The organism is Blastococcus sp. URHD0036, assembly GCF_000701365.1.
Classification (GTDB): domain Bacteria; phylum Actinomycetota; class Actinomycetes; order Mycobacteriales; family Geodermatophilaceae; genus Trujillonella.
Map to the genome: position 1 here is coordinate 215384 of NZ_JNIK01000021.1, position 16515 is coordinate 231898.

At 75.1% G+C, this 16515-nt stretch carries 15 protein-coding genes and 1 tRNA gene; 5 read left to right on the forward strand and 11 right to left on the reverse strand.

Annotation, left to right across the window (positions count from 1 at the left end):
* Position 1: 1 nt before the first annotated feature.
* The 5 genes from nadA to N555_RS0123195 all read right to left on the reverse strand — a co-directional run bounded on the left by nadA (position 2) and on the right by N555_RS0123195 (position 4497).
* Entirely contained in the window at positions 2 to 1033 is a 1032-nt protein-coding gene (gene nadA / locus N555_RS0123175) for a quinolinate synthase NadA (protein ID WP_231503106.1), read from the reverse strand.
* A 99-nt stretch (positions 1034 to 1132) separates the two neighbouring features.
* A complete protein-coding gene (locus tag N555_RS0123180; RefSeq protein WP_029433877.1) occupies positions 1133 to 1723 on the reverse strand; it encodes a dihydrofolate reductase family protein in 591 nt (196 codons plus the stop codon).
* 83 nt (positions 1724 to 1806) lie between these two features.
* Complete coding sequence (locus tag N555_RS0123185; protein WP_029433878.1) at positions 1807 to 2916, reverse strand: bifunctional RNase H/acid phosphatase; 1110 nt, start codon at positions 2914 to 2916, stop codon at positions 1807 to 1809.
* Complete coding sequence (locus tag N555_RS0123190; protein WP_029433879.1) at positions 2913 to 3653, reverse strand: zinc ribbon domain-containing protein; 741 nt, start codon at positions 3651 to 3653, stop codon at positions 2913 to 2915. Before N555_RS0123190 ends, N555_RS0123185 begins: the two co-directional genes overlap by 4 nt.
* A 4-nt stretch (positions 3654 to 3657) precedes the next feature.
* Entirely contained in the window at positions 3658 to 4497 is an 840-nt protein-coding gene (locus tag N555_RS0123195) for a Nif3-like dinuclear metal center hexameric protein (protein WP_029433880.1), read from the reverse strand.
* Between the two features lie 163 nt (positions 4498 to 4660).
* Between N555_RS0123195 and N555_RS0123200 the strand changes: the two genes are divergently transcribed.
* From N555_RS0123200 to N555_RS0123215, 4 genes are all read left to right on the forward strand, one after another.
* Positions 4661 to 6604, forward strand: coding sequence for an FUSC family protein (locus N555_RS0123200; RefSeq protein ID WP_029433881.1), 1944 nt, complete (start codon positions 4661 to 4663; stop codon positions 6602 to 6604).
* Positions 6605 to 6650: 46 nt separating this feature from the next.
* Positions 6651 to 7532: an alpha/beta fold hydrolase gene (locus N555_RS0123205; RefSeq protein WP_081866430.1), complete on the forward strand. Its 882-nt coding sequence runs from the start codon at positions 6651 to 6653 to the stop codon at positions 7530 to 7532.
* A 148-nt stretch (positions 7533 to 7680) separates the two neighbouring features.
* A complete protein-coding gene (locus N555_RS0123210; protein ID WP_231503108.1) occupies positions 7681 to 9129 on the forward strand; it encodes a WS/DGAT/MGAT family O-acyltransferase in 1449 nt (482 codons plus the stop codon).
* A 39-nt stretch (positions 9130 to 9168) separates the two neighbouring features.
* Positions 9169 to 10167, forward strand: coding sequence for an NAD-dependent epimerase/dehydratase family protein (locus N555_RS0123215; protein WP_029433884.1), 999 nt, complete (start codon positions 9169 to 9171; stop codon positions 10165 to 10167).
* Positions 10168 to 10179: 12 nt separating this feature from the next.
* Here the strand turns inward: N555_RS0123215 and N555_RS0123220 are convergent, their stop codons facing one another.
* Complete coding sequence (locus tag N555_RS0123220) at positions 10180 to 12411, reverse strand: acyltransferase family protein (protein ID WP_081866431.1); 2232 nt, start codon at positions 12409 to 12411, stop codon at positions 10180 to 10182.
* Between the two features lie 82 nt (positions 12412 to 12493).
* Complete coding sequence (locus N555_RS0123225) at positions 12494 to 13426, reverse strand: alpha/beta fold hydrolase (RefSeq protein WP_051684394.1); 933 nt, start codon at positions 13424 to 13426, stop codon at positions 12494 to 12496.
* A 191-nt stretch (positions 13427 to 13617) separates the two neighbouring features.
* On the opposite strand from N555_RS0123225, the gene N555_RS0123230 reads away from it, so the two are divergent.
* Complete coding sequence (locus N555_RS0123230; protein WP_029433887.1) at positions 13618 to 14421, forward strand: esterase/lipase family protein; 804 nt, start codon at positions 13618 to 13620, stop codon at positions 14419 to 14421.
* 1 nt (position 14422) lies between these two features.
* Here the strand turns inward: N555_RS0123230 and N555_RS0123235 are convergent, their stop codons facing one another.
* The 4 genes from N555_RS0123235 to N555_RS0123250 form a co-directional block, all read right to left on the reverse strand.
* Positions 14423 to 15241, reverse strand: a complete 819-nt coding sequence (locus N555_RS0123235) for an acyl-CoA thioesterase (RefSeq protein ID WP_197029124.1) — start codon at positions 15239 to 15241, stop codon at positions 14423 to 14425.
* An 82-nt stretch (positions 15242 to 15323) separates the two neighbouring features.
* A tRNA-Val gene (locus N555_RS0123240) sits at positions 15324 to 15395 on the reverse strand.
* 40 nt (positions 15396 to 15435) lie between these two features.
* On the reverse strand, positions 15436 to 15891 hold the full coding sequence (locus N555_RS0123245; protein WP_029433889.1) for a peroxiredoxin: 456 nt from the start codon (positions 15889 to 15891) through the stop codon (positions 15436 to 15438).
* 99 nt (positions 15892 to 15990) lie between these two features.
* A complete protein-coding gene (locus N555_RS0123250; protein WP_029433890.1) occupies positions 15991 to 16413 on the reverse strand; it encodes a DUF3052 domain-containing protein in 423 nt (140 codons plus the stop codon).
* Positions 16414 to 16515: the final 102 nt, after the last annotated feature.

Consider the following 16515-nt stretch of genomic DNA (forward strand, 5'->3'; position numbering starts at 1 on the left):
GTCACTCCCCGCCGCGGCCGGGCTCGCCGATGGCGATCATCGCCTCGACGGCCTTGCGTGCCCGGGCGGCCGTCTCCGGGTCGACGTCGATCACGCCCGAGCCGGTGCGCAGGGTGTGCAGCAGCTTCGCCGGGGTGATCATCTTCATGTAGCGGCAGGCGGCCCGGGCGTTCATCGGGATGAACTCGGTGCCGCTGTTCAGCGACCGCAGCTGGTGCAGGATGCCGACCTCGGTGGCCACCAGGACCTGCCCCGCCGTGGTGTTCTTCGCCGCCTCCGCCATCCCACCGGTGGAGAGCACCCGGGTGCGCTCGGCCGGCAGGTCGCCGTGGCTGACCAGGTCCAGCACCGAGGTGGTGCAGCCGCACTCGGGGTGCACCAGGATCTCGGCGTCCGGGTGCGCGGCGACCTGGGCGCGGACGTCGGACGGGCTGATCCCGGCGTGCACGTGGCACTCCCCCGCCCAGATGCGGATGTTCTCCCGGCCGGTGACGCGCTTGACGTGCGCGCCCAGGAACTGGTCGGGCAGGAAGAGGATCTCGCGGTCGGCGGGGATGGAGCGGATGACGTCGGCGGCGTTGGACGAGGTGCAGCAGATGTCGGTCTCGGCCTTCACCGCCGCGGTGGTGTTGACGTAGCTGACGACGACGGCGCCCGGGTGCTCGGCCTTCCACTCGCGCAGCTGCTCGGCGGTGATGCTGTCGGCCAGCGAGCAGCCGGCGGCCAGGTCGGGCAGCAGCACGGTCTTGTCCGGCGAGAGGATCTTCGCGGTCTCGGCCATGAAGTGGACGCCGCAGAAGACGATCTCGCGGGCGTCGGTCTCCGCGGCGACCCGGGAGAGGTAGAGGGAGTCCCCGGTGTGGTGGGCGACGTCCTGGATCTCCGGCACCTGGTAGTTGTGCGCCAGGACCACGGCGCCGCGCTCGTCGGCGAGACGCCGGACCTCCGCGGCCCAGCTCTCGTACTCGGCGGGCGAGAGGGTGCGCTCGTCGCCGACGACGGCGGGGGTGGCGGGCGCGATCGTCGAGGTCACTCGGGTCTCCCAGGGGTCGGGCGGGGGGCTCGATGATCCCCCGGGCCCGGGCGGGCCGGACGCACTGGGTGCAACACCGCCGTCCGGCGCCCCCTTCCCTCAGCGCAGGACGTCGTGGACCAGGAACGTCACCCGGCTGCCGGCCACGATCCGCGGGTCCGACAGCTGGATCTCCGGCGGCCCGCCCGCGCCGAAGTACGGCTTGCCCGAGCCGAGGACCACCGGCACCAGCGCGAGCACGACCCGGTCGACCAGCCCCGCGCGGAGGGCCTGGCCGCCGACGTCGCCGGCCGAGACGGTGACGTCGCGCTCCCCCGCCAGCTGCCGGGCCCGCTCGACGGCGGTGCGGACGTCGGGCGCGAAGGTGAAGGGTGCGGTGTCGGCGTGCGGCCAGTCCGTCACCGGCCGGTGGGTGACGACGACGACGTGCTCGCCGTTCGGCGGGACACCCTCCCAGCCGTTCGTGATGTCGAACAGGTGGCGGCCGCAGACCATGGCTCCGACCGGCTCGGCGAACCCGCGCAGGAACTCCGCGGTGGGGGGTGTGACCCGGAAGGGCCGGTCGCGGTCGCTGAAGGTCACCTCGACGTCGCCGTTGCCGTACCAGTCGAACAGCGGCCCGGGCATGTCGTCGTCCCGGCCCACGAACCCGTCCAGCGAGACCGCAGCGAACAGGACCACGGCGCCCATCGCGCACCTCCTCCGAGCCGGCTCCCTGGTGGAGCCGTCGAGAGGGAAGACGGCCGGGGCGCGCTCACCTCATCGGTCGAGGACTACGCCAGGTGCGACGCGTCGTTCACCAGGCGGACCGAGTGCCGGCCGTCGGTGGACCAGGCGACGGTCGACAGCGACGCCGCCGAGAGGAAGACCCGGTGCACCACGGCGTCGTCCACGTCGAGGCCGGCGGCCAGCATGAGCTTGATCGGCGTGACGTGGCTGACGACGAGCACGACGCGACCGCGGTGCTCCTTCAGCAGCCGGGCCCGGGCCCGCGCCACCCGGCGGCTGACGTCGGCGATGGACTCGCCGCCGGGCGCGGGCACGTCGATCTCGGTGAACAGCCGGCGCGTGGCCAGCGGGTGCTTCTCGCGTGCCTCCTCGGCGCTGAGGCCCTCGAGGTCGCCGAAGTCCATCTCGACCAGGTCGTCGTCGAACGCCACCGGCAGGCCGAGGCGGGCGGCCACGATCTCGGCGGTCTCCCGCGTCCGGCGCAGCGGCGAGGCGACGACGACGTCGACGCCCAGGGCCGCGGCCCGCTCGGCCGCCGCCTCGGCCTCCGCCCGGCCGACCGCGGAGAGCGGGAGGTCGTTGCGGCCGCTGAACCGGCGCTCGGGCGTGTGCTCGGTCTGCCCGTGCCGCAGCAGGTGGGTCACGGTGGTGACGGCCGGTGCCCGCTCGACGGGCGCCGGCTGGACGTCGTCCTCGGTGGTGCTGCGCTCGGCCCCGGCGTCGCGGTGGATCGGCTTGCCGTCCATGGCGCTGTTGGCCAGGGCGTCGGCCGCGGAGTTCTGCGCGCGCGGGACCCAGGTGTAGCGGACCCGGCCGAGCTGGCGGGCCAGCTGCTGGGCCTGGATCGCGAGCTTCTTCATGTCGGGGTGCTTGACCTGCCAGCGGCCCGACATCTGCTCGACGACGAGCTTGGAGTCCATCCGCACCTCGACCTCGGCGGACGACGCGGCGCCCCCGGTGAGGTCCAGCACCGCCTGCAGCCCGGCGACCAGGCCGCCGTACTCGGCGACGTTGTTGGTGGCCCGCCCGACACTGGCCGCCCGCTCGGCGAGCAGCTGCCCGGTGGCGGCGTCGCGGACCAGCGCGCCGTAACCGGCCGGGCCGGGGTTGCCCCGCGAACCCCCGTCCGCCTCGACGACGAAGCGGGCCGTCACAGCCCGGACTCGGCGGTGCGGACGAGGATGCGCCCGCAGTTCTCGCACCGCACGACCTCGTGCGGGTCGGCGTTGCGGACCGCGGCCAGCTCGCGCCCGTTCAGCTCGATCCGGCAGCCCTGGCAGGCGCGGGCCTGCAGCAGGGCCGCGCCGGTCGTGCCGGTCTGGGTGCGGATGCGGTCGTACAGCGTCAGCAGCGCCGCGGGGATGCCACCGGCGGCCGAGAGACGGGCCGCCTCGTGCTTCGTCGTCCCGTCGGCGATGTCGGCCAGGGCGTCGTCGCGCAGCTGCTCGGCGCGGGTGAGGGCCTCCTGCGCGGCGGCGTGCGCCTCCCGGGCCTGCGCGAGCGTCGACTCCGCCGTCTCGACCTGCTCCATGAGCTCGAGCTCCTGGTCCTCCAGGTCGCCCTGCCGCCGCTTCAGCGACGCGAGCTCGTGCTGCAGATCGGTCATCTGCTTGGCCGAGACGCTGCCGCCGTCCAGCAGCTTCTGGTCCTTGTCGGCGCGGGTCCGGACCGTCTGGACGTCGGTCTCCAGCCGGGAGACCTCGCGCTGCAGGTCGCGCACCTCGGTCTCGGCGCGGACGACGGCGCCGGCGGTCTCCCGCTCGGCCTCCGCCGCGGTCTCGACGGCGACCGCCTCGGGCAGGGTGCGCCGGCGGTGCGCGAGCTGCGTGAGCGCGACGTCCTCGGCGGCGAGCGCCAGCAGCTTCTGCTGGTCGAAGTGGTCGGCCTTCACCGGCTCAACCTACCGGGGCGCCGACCCCCGGCTGCGCCACGTGCGCCGTCCACGGATCGGTCCGCCGCCGGGAGACCGTCACCTCCACCCGGCCGCCGAGGTCGGCGGCCAGCACGCGCGCGGCGACCGGCAGCCAGGGCGCCTCCGTGGCCCAGTGCGCGACATCGACCAGCGCCGGGCCCGGCTCCTCGCCGGCCTCGGACACCGGGTGGTGCTTCAGGTCGCTGGTGAGCAGGACGTCGGCGCCGGCGGCGGCCGCCGCGGCGAGCAGCGAACCGCCGCTCCCCCCGCACACCGCCACGGTGGTGATCAGCCGGTCGGGGTCCCCTGCCACCCGCACGCCGCCCTCCGTCGCGGGCAGCGCCGCGGCGGCCAGTGCGGCGAACTCCCGCAGCGGCACCGGCTCCGCCAGCCGGCCGATCCGGCCCAGCCCGGCGCGGGGATCGCTCCCGGCCGGCTGCAGCGGCACGGCGTCGAGCAGCCCGAGCGCGTCGGCCAGGGCGTCGTTGACCCCGCAGCCGGGCGCGCGGTCGGCGTTGGTGTGCGCCACGAACAGCCCGGCGCGGGCGCGGACCAGCCGGTGCACGAGCCGGCCCTTCGGGTCGTCGGCCGGCACGCCGTGCACGCCGCTCAGGAAGAGCGGGTGGTGGGTGACGAGCAGCCCTGCTCCGGCGGCGACCGCCTCGTCGACGACGGCGGCCACCGGGTCGACGGCGAACACCACGCGGTCCACCGGGTCCTCGCGGTCGCCGCAGACCAGCCCGACCGCGTCCCAGTCCTCGGCCAGCGCGGGGTCGTAACGGGCTTCGAGCGCGGCGACGACCTCGCCCAGCGTCACGGTCACGCCGGGACCGTAGTCGAGCCGACGTCCCGGACGACTGCCGCGGTGTGGGGGCCGCGGCCGGGCTGCAGCGCGCCACCGGCCACCACAGCGCGGCACCCGCCAGCGGCACCCGCGAGCGTCGACTGCACGGTTGGCGCGTCGCGGACGCGGGGAAGGGGACGGCGTGGCGGAGCGGGCACTGCGGGCACCGGCGTGGCTGGAGGAGCTGCTCCGCACCACTCCCCCGGCGGTGCCGTGGCCCGACGTCGTCCGCTTCGCCGTCACCGTGCCCATGCCGCTGGCCGTCGCCGTCGCGGTGGCCGGTGGGGTGACACCCGGCCCGGAGCTGGGCGCCGGCGTCTTCGGGACCACCGGCGCCCTGGCCGCGACGCTCGCCCCGATGGGCGGCCCGCTGCGCGACCGGCTGCGGCGGACGGCCGCGGCGACCGGGTTCGGCGCCGTCGGGCTGCTCGTGGGGCAGTACGCCGCGGGCGGCGGGTGGCTGCCGGTGGTGGTGATCGCGCTGATCTCGGCGGGTGCGGCGCTGATCAGCGCGGTGAACGCGGCCCTCTCGCTGGGTGCGCTCCAGCTGCTGGTCTACACCGCGCTGGCGTCCGGCCTGGTCACGCCGCTGTCCTCGGCCGCCGAGGTGGGCTTCTTCTTCGCGGGTGCGGCGTGGGCGACACTGACCACGCTCGTGCAGGCCGCGACCGAGCGGGGCGATCCCGACCGCACCGCGGTCGCCGCGGTCTTCACCCGCACCGGCGAGCTCCTGGCCGCGGCTGGGACCGACGACACCGACGAGGCGCGCCGCCGGCTCACCACCGCGCTCAACGACGCCTACGACCGGGTCATCCGCAGCCGCAGCCACACCGCCGGCCGCAGCCGGGAGCTGTCGGAGCTGGCCGGGGTCCTCAACGCCGCCGCACCGCTGGTGGAGGGCACGGTCGCCGCGGTCCGCGGCGGCATGCCGGCCGACCCGGCCGACGTGACCGCCGTGCACGCGCTGGCGGCCGCCGTCACCGGCGACGGCGAGCTGCCCGAAGACCGGCCGGCACCGCTGGAGGAGGGGCCGCCGACCCGGCGGGCGGTGCGGCACGGCCTGCGGCTGGCGTGGAACGTCGTGGGCGATCCCGAGGAGCGGGCCGGCGCCGCGGTGCCCCTCCCCCGGCTCGACTGGCGCACCCGGCTGCGCGACGTCGCCGACCGCACCGTCGCCAGCCCCGACAGCCGCTCCTTCGCCGTCCGACTGGCCCTGTGCATGACCATCGGCGAGATCGCCCGGCAGCTGCTCCCGCTGGAACGCCCCTACTGGGTGCTGCTCACCGTCGCCATCGTGCTCAAGCCCGACTTCGGCTCGGTCTTCACCCGCGCCGTGCAGCGCGGCATCGGGACGCTGCTCGGGGTCCTCATCGGCTCGCTGCTGCTGGCCGTGCTGCCCCGCGACGCCTGGGTGCTCGTCGCGATGGCGGTGGCCGCCGGCCTGCTGCCCTGGGCGCGGGCGGCGAACTTCGGCCTGTTCTCGGTGTTCCAGACGCCGGTGATCATCCTGCTGCTCGACCTGGCGATGTCCGGCGGCCCGGGCCTGGTCGCCGCCCGGATGGTGGACACGCTCGTCGGCTGCGCGATCGTGCTCGTCTTCGGCTACGCGCTCTGGCCGCAGACCTGGCGGGCGCCGCTGGACGAGGCGCTGCGCGACGCCGCCCTGGCGCTCGACGCGTTCGTCGATGCCGCGTTCACCGGCAGCCCGGCCGAGACCCGCCGCGCCCGCCGGCGCAGCTACCGGGCGCTCACCGAGCTGCAGACGCAGCTGCAGCGCCGGCTGGCCGAGCCGCCGCCGATCAGCACCCGCGCGGCGGCCTGGTGGCCGGTCATCGTCCAGCTCGAGCGGACGTCGGACGCCGTGACCGAGGCCGTCATCGCCATCCGCACCGGCGAGCCGGTGCCCGACCTCGAGCACGTCGCCTCGCTGCGGCGGGCGATCCGGCGGCTGGAGGACGACGTCCGCGTGCACCGCGCCCCCGACGACGCCGAGATCCACGCCGAGGGCGTCCTCGCGCCGGTGGCCCGGGAGGTCGACGCCGCGCGCCGGCTGGTCCGCGACGCCGCGCCCGGCCGTCCGGGCTGACCGGCCCGCCCGGTTGCCGGGGCCTCCGCGCGGGCACGCAGAGCCCGTGCCCCTCCCGCCCGGCGTCGACGCGCCTGTCCCCGGCCCGCCCGGCCCGCCCCCGCCCGGGTCACGCACCGTCCGCACCGACGACGGGGTCGACCTGCACGTGGAGTTCGACGGGAGGGACGACGCGGAGATCACCGTCGTCTTCTCGCACGGGTTCACCGCCCGGCTGGCGGAGTTCGACGTCCACCGGACCGGCCGCGACCTCGGTCAGGTGCTCGACGCCGTCGTCCCCCAGGGCCCCGTCGTGCTGGCCGGGCACTCGATGGGCGGGATGAGCATCATGGCGCTGGCCCGGCAGCGGCCCGAGCTGTTCGGGCCGCGGGTGGTGGGTGCCTTCCTGCTCGCCACCTCGTCGGGCGGGCTGGTGAGCCGCGGGCCGCTGGGTCTGTGGGTCACCGCGGTCCGGCGGCTGCACCTGCTCGGCCTGTGGCTGCGCGGGCTCCAGCTGGTCGCGCCGCTGCTGGAGCGGTTCCGCCGCCGCGGGACGACGGCCGGCCGCTGGTTCACCCGCCGCTACCTGTTCGGCCGGTCCGACGCCGACCCGGCCGACGTCCGGGTGGTGCAGGACCTGCTCGAGGAGACACCCCTCACCGTCACACTCGCGTTCTGGGCGACCTTCCTCGACCACGACGAGACCGCCGCGCTGCCGGTCCTCGGCCGGGTGCCGACCACCGTCGTCGCGGCCACCGACGACCGGCTGACCCCCGTCGGGCACGGCCGGCGGCTCGCCGAGCTGCTCGGGGACGACGCCGAGCTGGTGGTGGTGCCCGGTGCCGGGCACAGCGTGAACCTCACCCGCACCGACGTCGTCGACGCAGCACTGTCGGAGCTGCTGGACCGGGTCGAGGAGCGGCGGCGCCGCTCGGCCGCGGCCGGGTGACGCGCCACACCCCCCTCGTCCCGCAACCGCCTCCGGCACCGCTCGTTGCCCGATTGCGGCGGCTGCAGAACAGCGGTTGGCTTCGCCGCACACCCGATGACGTGTGACGGGCCCCACTCGGGCCGGCGAGGAGCTGAACGTGGACCGCATGAGCCCGACGGATGCCGGCTTCTACTTCGCGGAGAGCGAGAACACCCCGCTGCACGTGGGCTCGGTCGCCGTGTTCGAGGGCCCGGCGCCGACCTACGGCGAGGTCATCCGGCTGCTGCTGAGCAAGATGCCGCTGGTGCCCCGGTACCGGCAGCGGGTGCGCCCGGTGCCGTTCGCGCTGGGCCGCCCGCTGTGGGTGGACGACCCGCACTTCCAGATCCTGTACCACGTCCGGCACACGGCGGTCCCGGGCCCGGGCAGCGAGGAGCAGCTGCGCAACCTGGCCGGGCGGGTGCTGGGCCAGCGCCTGGACCTGGCCAAGCCGCTGTGGGAGCTCTGGCTGGTCGAGGGCCTGGAGAACGGCCGCTGGGCGATCATCTCCAAGGTCCACCACTGCATGATCGACGGCGTCGCCGGCACCGACCTGATGCAGCTGATGTTCGACATCACGCCGGACGCCAAGCACCCGGAGCCGCAGGACTGGACGCCGCAGCGGACGCCGTCGAGCGTCGAGCTCATCGCGGGCGCGGTCCACGACGCGGTCACCCAGCCGCTGCGGCAGATCACCGCGGGCGAGGCCGGGGGCGGCGGGGTCACCGGCGTGGCCAAGACCGTCGTGGGCGCCGGCCGGTCGCTCGTGGGCGCGCTCCCGACCGTGGCCAAGCAGCTCACCACGCCGATCGCCCGGTCGCTGTCGGGCCCGATCGGCCCGCACCGGCGATGGGCGTGGACGGAGGCGGAGTTCGACGAGCTCAAGCCCATCCGGACGGCGCTGGGCGGCACGGTGAACGACGTCGTCCTCGCCGCCATCACCAACGGGTTCCGGGAGCTCCTCCGGCGCCGCGGTTCCCTGCAGGACGGCATGGTCGTGCGCTCCATGGTGCCGATCTCCATGCGCCAGGAGAGCGAGCGCGGCAAGCTCGACAACCGCATCTCCGCGGTCTTCGTCGATCTCCCGGTGGCCGAGCCCGACCCGGTCGCCCGGCTCGAGTCGGTGCGCCGGCAGATGGACGAGTACAAGCAGATGATGCAGCTGGTCGACGCCCGGTCGATCATCGCGATGGGCGACTTCGTGGCGCCCACCCTGCTGTCGCTGGGGGTGAAGGCCGCGCTCGGCGCCAGCCAGTTCTACTCGCAGGCGGTCACCACCAACGTGCCCGGACCGCGGATCCCGCTCTACGTGCTGGGCCGGCGGATGGACTCCGCCCACGCCTACGTGCCCATCGCCGGCGGGACGCGCGTCTCCATCGGCATCTTCAGCTACCTCAACACCATGACGTTCGGGATCAACGCCGACTTCGACGGCTTCCCCGACATCGACGTCCTCTCCGCCGGCATCCGGAGCGGGATCGACGAGCTGAAGGTGGCCGCGGGGACGGCGGGGCCGGAGGAGCCCGCCCGCCCGGCGGCAGCGAAGCCGAAGCCGAGGAAGGCCGCGGCGCGCTGAGCACGGTGTGACCGGTCGCCGGTCGGGTAGCGGGAGCAGATGCCCGAGACCGACCTGACCGTGGCCGTCACCGGCCCGACCGGCACGTTCGGCGCGGGGCTGGTCCCGCTGCTGCAGGACGACGACCGGGTCGGGCGGATCGTGGGCATCGCCCGCCGTCCGTTCGACCCGGCCGAGCGCGGCTGGACGAAGATGGAGTACCGCCGCGGCGACGTCCGCGACCCCGACGCGCTCGCCGAGGCCTTCGCCGGCGCCGACGTCGTCGTCCACCTGGCGTTCCTGATCACCGGCAACGCCTCCCGGCAGACCACCCGGGCGATCAACGTGGACGGGACGCTGAACGTGTTCCGGGCCGCGGCCGCCGCGGGGGCCCGCCGGTTCGTCTACGCCTCGTCGGTCGCCGCGTACGGGTTCGCCCCAGACATGCCGGACCTGATCGACGAGGAGTGGCCCGTCCGCCCGGCGGCGCGGCTGTTCTACGCCCAGGAGAAGGCGGAGCTGGAGGACCTGCTGACGACGCAAGCCGTCGGCGCGCCGGACATGGCCCTCTACCTGCTCCGGCCGCCGGTGGTCGTCGGGCCGAACGTCGTCGGCGGCAAGGACGTGCTGCCCGGTCCGCTGGCCCCGCTCGGCCGGGCGCTGTTCAGCCGGCCCCGGCGCCTCCCGGTGCCCGTGCCGATGGCCGTCCCGGCGCTGCGGCTGCAGCTGATCCACGAGGAGGACGTCGGCCGCGCGCTGCAGCTGTGCGTGGTCGCCGCCGGTCCGCCCGGCGCGTACAACATCGCCGGTGACGGCGTGCTGACCGCGGTCGACGTCGCCCGCGAGTTCGGCGCCGTCCCGCTCGGGGTGCCGGCCGGCCCGGCGCAGTTCGCCGCCCGCGCCGTCACCCGGCTGCCGTTCCTGCCACCTGCCGCCGAGTGGGTCGAGGCGGCGAGCCGGCCGGTGATCATGAGCACCGCCCGCGCCCGCGAGCAGCTGGGCTGGCAGCCGCGGTTCAGCGGCATCGAGGCGCTCCGGGACACCCTGCGCCCGCGCTGAGGCCGCAGACGCTCAGGCCGACGGGACGAGGACCTGCCGGAGCAGCGGGGCCAGCCGCGCCGAGTACGTGGTGGTCACGTGCTTGTCGTCGGCGTACATGGTGAGGCCCTCCGCGAAGGCGGGGCAGCGCCCGTCGTCGGCGCAGAACCAGGATCGGGTCTGCACGTACTGCACCGCGGTCGTCGGCCGCCCGAGCGCCGTCACCGCGGCGGACTCCAGCCCGACCCGGTGGAGGTAGGCCTCCGACACCGTCGTGGTGCAGTCCGACGGGTGGTTGAACCGCGTGGCGCACTCCCCCAGGCGCCGGGCGCCCGGCGGGTCGGCGAGCACGACCACCCGCCCCGCCGAGGCGGCCAGCCGGTCGACGGTCTGCGAGACCCCGGCGGTCCACTCCTGCTCCGCGGCCGCCCCCTCCGCGCCCGACGCCAGCCGCTGGATGCTGTTCCCGACCTGGGAGGTGACCACCAGCGCCGGCCGCATCCGGGCGATCTCCGACATGGCCCACTCGTGGTGGTCGTCGCAGGCGTCGGTGAACCCGGCCGGGCTGTCGACGTGGACGACCGACACCTGCACGGCCGGGCAGGCGTGGAACGTCAGGAGGACGACGGTCCAGTCCGGCAGCGCCGCGCGGATCCCGGGCAGCCACGTGAGCGCGATGGAGTCCCCGAGCAGCACCACGGTCTTGTCGGGCCCGCCCGCCCCGTAGGTGCAGGACGCGACGTTGTTCTCGGAGACGTCGAGGCAGCCCTCGTCGATCCACTCGCGCGGCAGCGCGTCGACGCCCAGCGCGTCCAGGCCCGGGGTCAGCTCGGGCCACTCCGGGGTCTCCAGCGCCGCGTCGATGCTCGCGGTGAGCACGTCCTGGGGGTCGTCCGAGCCCGCCGCGACGGTGCTGCCGGCCGGTGAGGTCGACGCGGGCTCGGTCGTCCACGGCCACCGCCAGGCGTTCCCGGCACCGACGGTGAACACCGCACCGGCGACGAGCGCCGCGGCCGCCGCGAGGGCCACCCAGCGCACCCTGCCGCGGGTCGGGGCCGGCCGGTGCCGTCCCCGCCGCGCCGCGGCACCGCCGGGGCGCAGCCAGTTGGACCGGCGGATCGGCTGCTCGACCAGGTGGTAGGACGCGGCGGCGGCCAGCGCCGTGATCCCGAGCGTCGCCGCGTAGTAGGTCGCGTCGACCTCCGGGAACACGGCCAGCCCGAGGACGATCACCGGGAAGTGCCAGAGGTACAGCGAGTACGACGTCGCGCCCAGGTACCGGGACACCGGGTTGGTCAGGAGGCCCAGGCCGCGCGCCCGGCCGCCGGTGCCCGAGGCGATCAGCAGCGCCGCGCCCAGCACCGGCAGCGCGGCCCACGGCGCCGGGAAGCCCGACTCCTCGGACACGACGAAGGGGCTGACGAGGACGGCGGCCAGACCGAGCAGCGCCACTGCGGTCCGCATCCGGACGGACAGGCCGCGCAGCCGGCCCGCGGCCACCGCGACGAGCGCGCCCACGCCCAGCTCCCACGCCCGGGTGGCGGTCGAGAAGTAGGCCCACGAGGGGTTCTCCGCGGTGTCCCACAGCGCGTAGCCGAAGCTCCCGGCGGTGATCGCCACGAGCACCGCGCCCACCGCCCGCGTGCGCGTGCCGGCCGACCACCCGCGGCGCCGGCCGCTCCAGAGCAGCAGCACCAGGACCAGCGGCCAGACGACGTAGAACTGCTCCTCGACGGCGAGCGACCAGTAGTGCTGGACCGGCGACGTCGGGCCCTCGGCGTGCAGGTAGTCGGTACCGAGGACGGCGAAGCGCCAGTTCGCGGAGAAGCCGAGCGCCCAGCCGACGTCGCCGAGGATCTCCTGCACGCGGCCGGCGAAGTAGAGCGTGGACGAGGCCACCGCCGTCACCGCGAGGACCAGCAGCGAGGCCGGGAGGATCCGCCGCACCCGGCGCCGGTAGAAGTCGGCGAACGAGATGCGGCCCGTCCGCTCGTGCTCGCGCAGCAGCAGGCCGGTGATGAGGAACCCGGAGATGACGAAGAAGACGTCGACGCCGATGAAGCCGCCGGACGGCCAGCCGAACAGGTGGTCGGCGATCACCAGCAGGACGGCGAGCGCCCGCAGACCCTCGATGTCCCCGCGGAAGTGGGCACCGCCGTCAGCGGGCAGGAGGTCCCCGCCCGCCGTTCCGGACGGCCGCGCCTCACTCTGCGTACCCGCTGACACTCGCCCCCCGTGGCGCTCGTCGGCCGCCTCGTGCGGCACGGCCCGCCAGCGTAGCCGCTGGTGGTGACGCCTCCCACACTCCGATGGGGTCAGGTGGTGACCGTGCGTCGCGAGGGGGAACTCAGCCGCGTGGGACGGGCTCCGCGTCCCCGGCGGTCAGCAGGCCGGTCTCGCGCAGCCAGTCCAGCAGGTGCCGGGCGGTCTCCTCCGGCACCTGCAGCTGCGGCACGTGCCCGACGCCGGCCAGCTCGACGTAGCGCCAGCCGGGATGGCGGGCGGCGATGTCCCGGGCGGCGGCCACGGGCACCAACCGGTCACGGTCGCCGTGCACGAGCAGCACCGGCCCCGAGATCGAGGCCATGGCCTCCCGGTAGCGCCGCGGGTCGGCGAGCACCCACAGCAGCGATCGCGCCGCGGCGAGGAACGCCTTGTCCATCCCGGCGATGTCGCGGCGCTCCTCCAGCAGGGTCACCGACCGGTCGATCACCTCCGCCGGCACCGCGTCGGGGTCGACGCCGCACAGCTGCAGCAGCTCGCGCACCCGGGCCAGGGGCGTCTTGCGCACCCGGTTGAGCCAGAGGACCCGCTCGGCGAGGAACGGCACGGCGTAGAGGGCGAACTGGAGGGCGACGGTCGGGTCCAGGGCCCGGCGCGGACCGGGCACCGCCGGGTCGAGCAGCACCGTCCCGCTCACCCGCTGCGGGGACCGCGCCGACGCGAACAGCGAGATCATCCCGCCCATCGAGTTGCCGACCAGCACGGCCGGCCCGTCGACGACCTCGCGCAGGAACCGGTCGAGCACCAGCACGTTCGCCGGCACGCTGGCCCGCCGCGTGCCGGGCTCGCTCCGCCCGAACCCGGGGAGGTCGAGGGCGAGCACCCGGGCGTGCGGGGTGAGCAGCGGGGCCAGCAGGTCCCAGTTGAGGTGGGAGCCGCCCAGCCCGTGCACCAGCACGACCGTCGGTCCGGTCCGCGCGCCACCGAAGTCGACGTAGTGCACGGGGCCGTCGAGGTCGACGGTCAGGGATCGTCCGGGGACCTGCGTCTCGTCCACGCACCCACCGTGACACGCCGCCGTCGGCACTGCCCGCCCAGGTGGGTGGGAGCGGTGGGACGGCTGGGACTCCGCCTGTGTCGCAGGCCACAGCGACTGCCGAGAACACGGGTGGGTCACGGGGGGTGTGCCCAGCGGGCCCGCGTGGGTAGTCGGAATGCGACCAACGACGGTCGACGAGGAGGAACTCCGTGGTACGACAGTCCGGCGGCGGCCCCGCACTCCCGCTCTACCTGAGCGAGCCCGGCCGCGCGGTGGCCGACTTCGGCCTCTACTTGGCCGCCCGGCCCCTCCTGCAGGCGCTGCCCCACGGCGACGGTCACCCCGTCCTCGTCCTGCCCGGCCTCCTGGCCGACGACAGTTCCACCCGCACGCTGCGGGCGACCCTGCGCCGGCTGGACTACCGGGTGCACGGCTGGCGGCTGGGTCGCAACATCGGCCCGACGCCGACCTGCGTCGACGGCCTGGGCCGGCGGCTGGACGACCTCGCCGACCGCTACGGCCGCCCGGTCAGCCTGATCGGCTGGTCGCTGGGCGGGATCTTCGCCCGGGAGCTCAGCCGGGCGACGCCCGACTCGGTCCGCCAGGTGATCACCCTCGGCAGCCCGTTCCGGCTCACCTGCGAGTCGCAGACCCGCGCCGCGAAGGTGTTCGCCCGCTTCTCCCACCTGCACGTGGACTCCGTGTCGTTCCCGCTGGAGAGCGAGTGCACGCCGCTGCCGGTGCCGGCCACCTCGATCTACTCCCACGCCGACGGGATCGTGCACTGGCAGACCTGCCTGGAGACTCCCGGTCCGCGGGCGGAGAACATCGCCGTGCACGCCAGCCACCTCGGCCTGGGACATCACCCCGCGGCCATCTACGCCGTCGCCGACCGGCTCGCCCAGCCGGAGGGCACGTGGTCGCCGTTCTCCGCCCCGCCGGTCCTGCGCCCGGTCTTCCCCCGGCCCGACGTGCCCGCGCCGACCGACCCCCTGGCCGTCACCGCCGCCTGACCTACTTGAGGTAGATCTCCTGCACGATCGAGGCGACGTGCCGGCCCTCGCTGTCGTAGGCGGAGCCGAGCGCGACGCCCCGGCCGTGCGCCGTGGACAGCGGCTGCGAGGTCAGCACGAACCACTCGTCGGCGCGCAGCGGCCGGTGGAACCACATCGTGTGGTTGACGCTCGTCGTCGCGACCGTGCCCGGCCCGCCCTCGCCGTCCGGTCCGCCGGCGTGCAGCCCGGCGGCCGTGATCGCGACCGTGGGCACCGCCATGTCGGAGACCAGCGTCAGGACCGCCGCGTGCCAGACCGGGTCGGCCGGCAGCGGATCGCCCGCCCGGTACCAGGCCTGGACGTCGGTGGACGTCGTGCCGTTGGCACTGCCGGTGGCGTCGACGAACTCGATCCCGAAGCCGCCGTCGCGGTGGACCCGAAGGTCGCCGCTGCCGACCGCGTCGGCCGGGAAGCGGAGCTCTACCGGCCGGTGGAACTCCTGCCCCGCCTCGCGGGTCCGCTGGAACGAGGCCTCCAGCGTCACGACGGTGCGTTCGCCCTGCCGGCCGACGACGCGGCGGCTGGTCAGGGCGCGGCCGTCCTTCACCCGGTCGACGGCGAACTCGATCGGCTCGCCGGCCCGGCCGCGCTGCGGGAACTCGCCGTGCAGGTGGTGCACCGCGTAGTCCTCGGGGACCGTCGCGTCGGCCGACAGCAGCGCCTGGACCAGCAGCGCCCCGCCGAAGAGGGTCTCGCGAGCCAGCGGGGAGGCGCCGGAGACGGCGAACCGGTCCCCGCCGAGCGGCTCGACCCCCAGGGCACCGACCACCGCGGACACCGCCTGATCCACCGCACACCTCGCACGTCGACGTCGGAACTGCTCCGGCGCCGACACCGGGCGGTGTGGGCGGGACCGGGGGTGGGCGCGGCCGGGATCGAACCGGCGACCGCTCGCTTGTAAGGCGAGAGCTCTCCCGCTGAGCTACGCGCCCCGGACACCCAGGCTAGAGGTCACACCCGGGTGGCCTCACCTCACAGCGCGGCGACCGCGTCCTTCCAGCCGGTCTGCGCCCGCGCGTCGCCGGGCTGGTTCACCTCGGCGAAGCGGACGACGCCCTCGGCGTCGACGAGGAAGGTGCCGCGCACGGCCATGCCGGCCTTCTCGTTGAACACCCCGTAGGCCTGCGCCGTGGTGCCGTGCGGCCAGAAGTCCGACAGCAGCGGGAAGGGCAGGCCCTGCTGGTCCTTGAAGGCCTTGAGGCTGAACACCGGGTCGGTGCTGATGGCCACGACCTGGACCCCGGCGTCGGTGTAGGTGGCGAGCTCGTCGCGGAGCTGGCACAGCTCACCGGTGCAGATGCCGGAGAAGGCGAACGGGTAGAAGACGACCAGCACGGGCTTCCCGCGCAGCTCGGCGAGGGAGACGACCTGCTTGTCCTGGTCGGGGAGGCTGAACTCGGGCGCGCGGTCACCGACGGAGAGGCTCATGCCCCCGATCGTGCCGCACGCCCGGGACGTGCTGGAACGGCCCCCTCGCAGGGGCCCGCCGCGAGCTCGCGAGCGGTGGGGGGCGAGGGGGTCCTTCGACTATCGGCGGGAACGGGCCGCCTTCGGGGTGACCAGGCGGATGCCCGACCACTCCTTTGCGGCGGAGATGCTGCTGGTCTGCTGCAGGCCCGCGGTCGGCGCCACCTCGGTGACGTCGCCGGGCTCCACGTGCCCCGGCCGGCCGGACTTGGGCACCAGCAGCCAGACGACGCCCTCGTCGGCCAGCGAGGTGAGGGCGTCGGTGAGGGCGTCGAACAGGTCGCCGTCGTCCTCGCGCCACCACAGCAGGACGACGTCGGCCACCTCGTCGGTGTCCTCGTCGACCATCTCGCCCGAGACCTCGACGATGGAGTCGCGCAGGTCCTCGTCGGCGTCCTCGTCCCAGCCGAGCTCCTGCACGACCATGCCCGGCTTGATGCCCAGCCGGGCCGCCATGCCGGCGCTGCCCGAGTCGACGCTCATCCCTGCTGTTCCTCCATGGGTGTGGTGACGACCCTCCGGCCGCCGGTGAGGTGACGCCCGGGCGTGGGCCGGGACGACGAGGCGTGGGGGCCGGGGGCCCGC

Bases quoted from the DNA above. Each gene is read 5' to 3' on its own strand.
- N555_RS0123215 (WP_029433884.1), top strand. From the start codon at position 9,169: ATGCCCGAGACCGACCTGACCGTGGCCGTCACCGGCCCGACCGGCACG.
- N555_RS0123245 (WP_029433889.1), bottom strand. From the start codon at position 15,891: ATGAGCCTCTCCGTCGGTGACCGCGCGCCCGAGTTCAGCCTCCCCGAC.
- N555_RS0123210 (WP_231503108.1), top strand. From the start codon at position 7,681: ATGAGCCCGACGGATGCCGGCTTCTACTTCGCGGAGAGCGAGAACACC.
- N555_RS0123250 (WP_029433890.1), bottom strand. From the start codon at position 16,413: ATGAGCGTCGACTCGGGCAGCGCCGGCATGGCGGCCCGGCTGGGCATC.
- N555_RS0123180 (WP_029433877.1), bottom strand. From the start codon at position 1,723: ATGGGCGCCGTGGTCCTGTTCGCTGCGGTCTCGCTGGACGGGTTCGTG.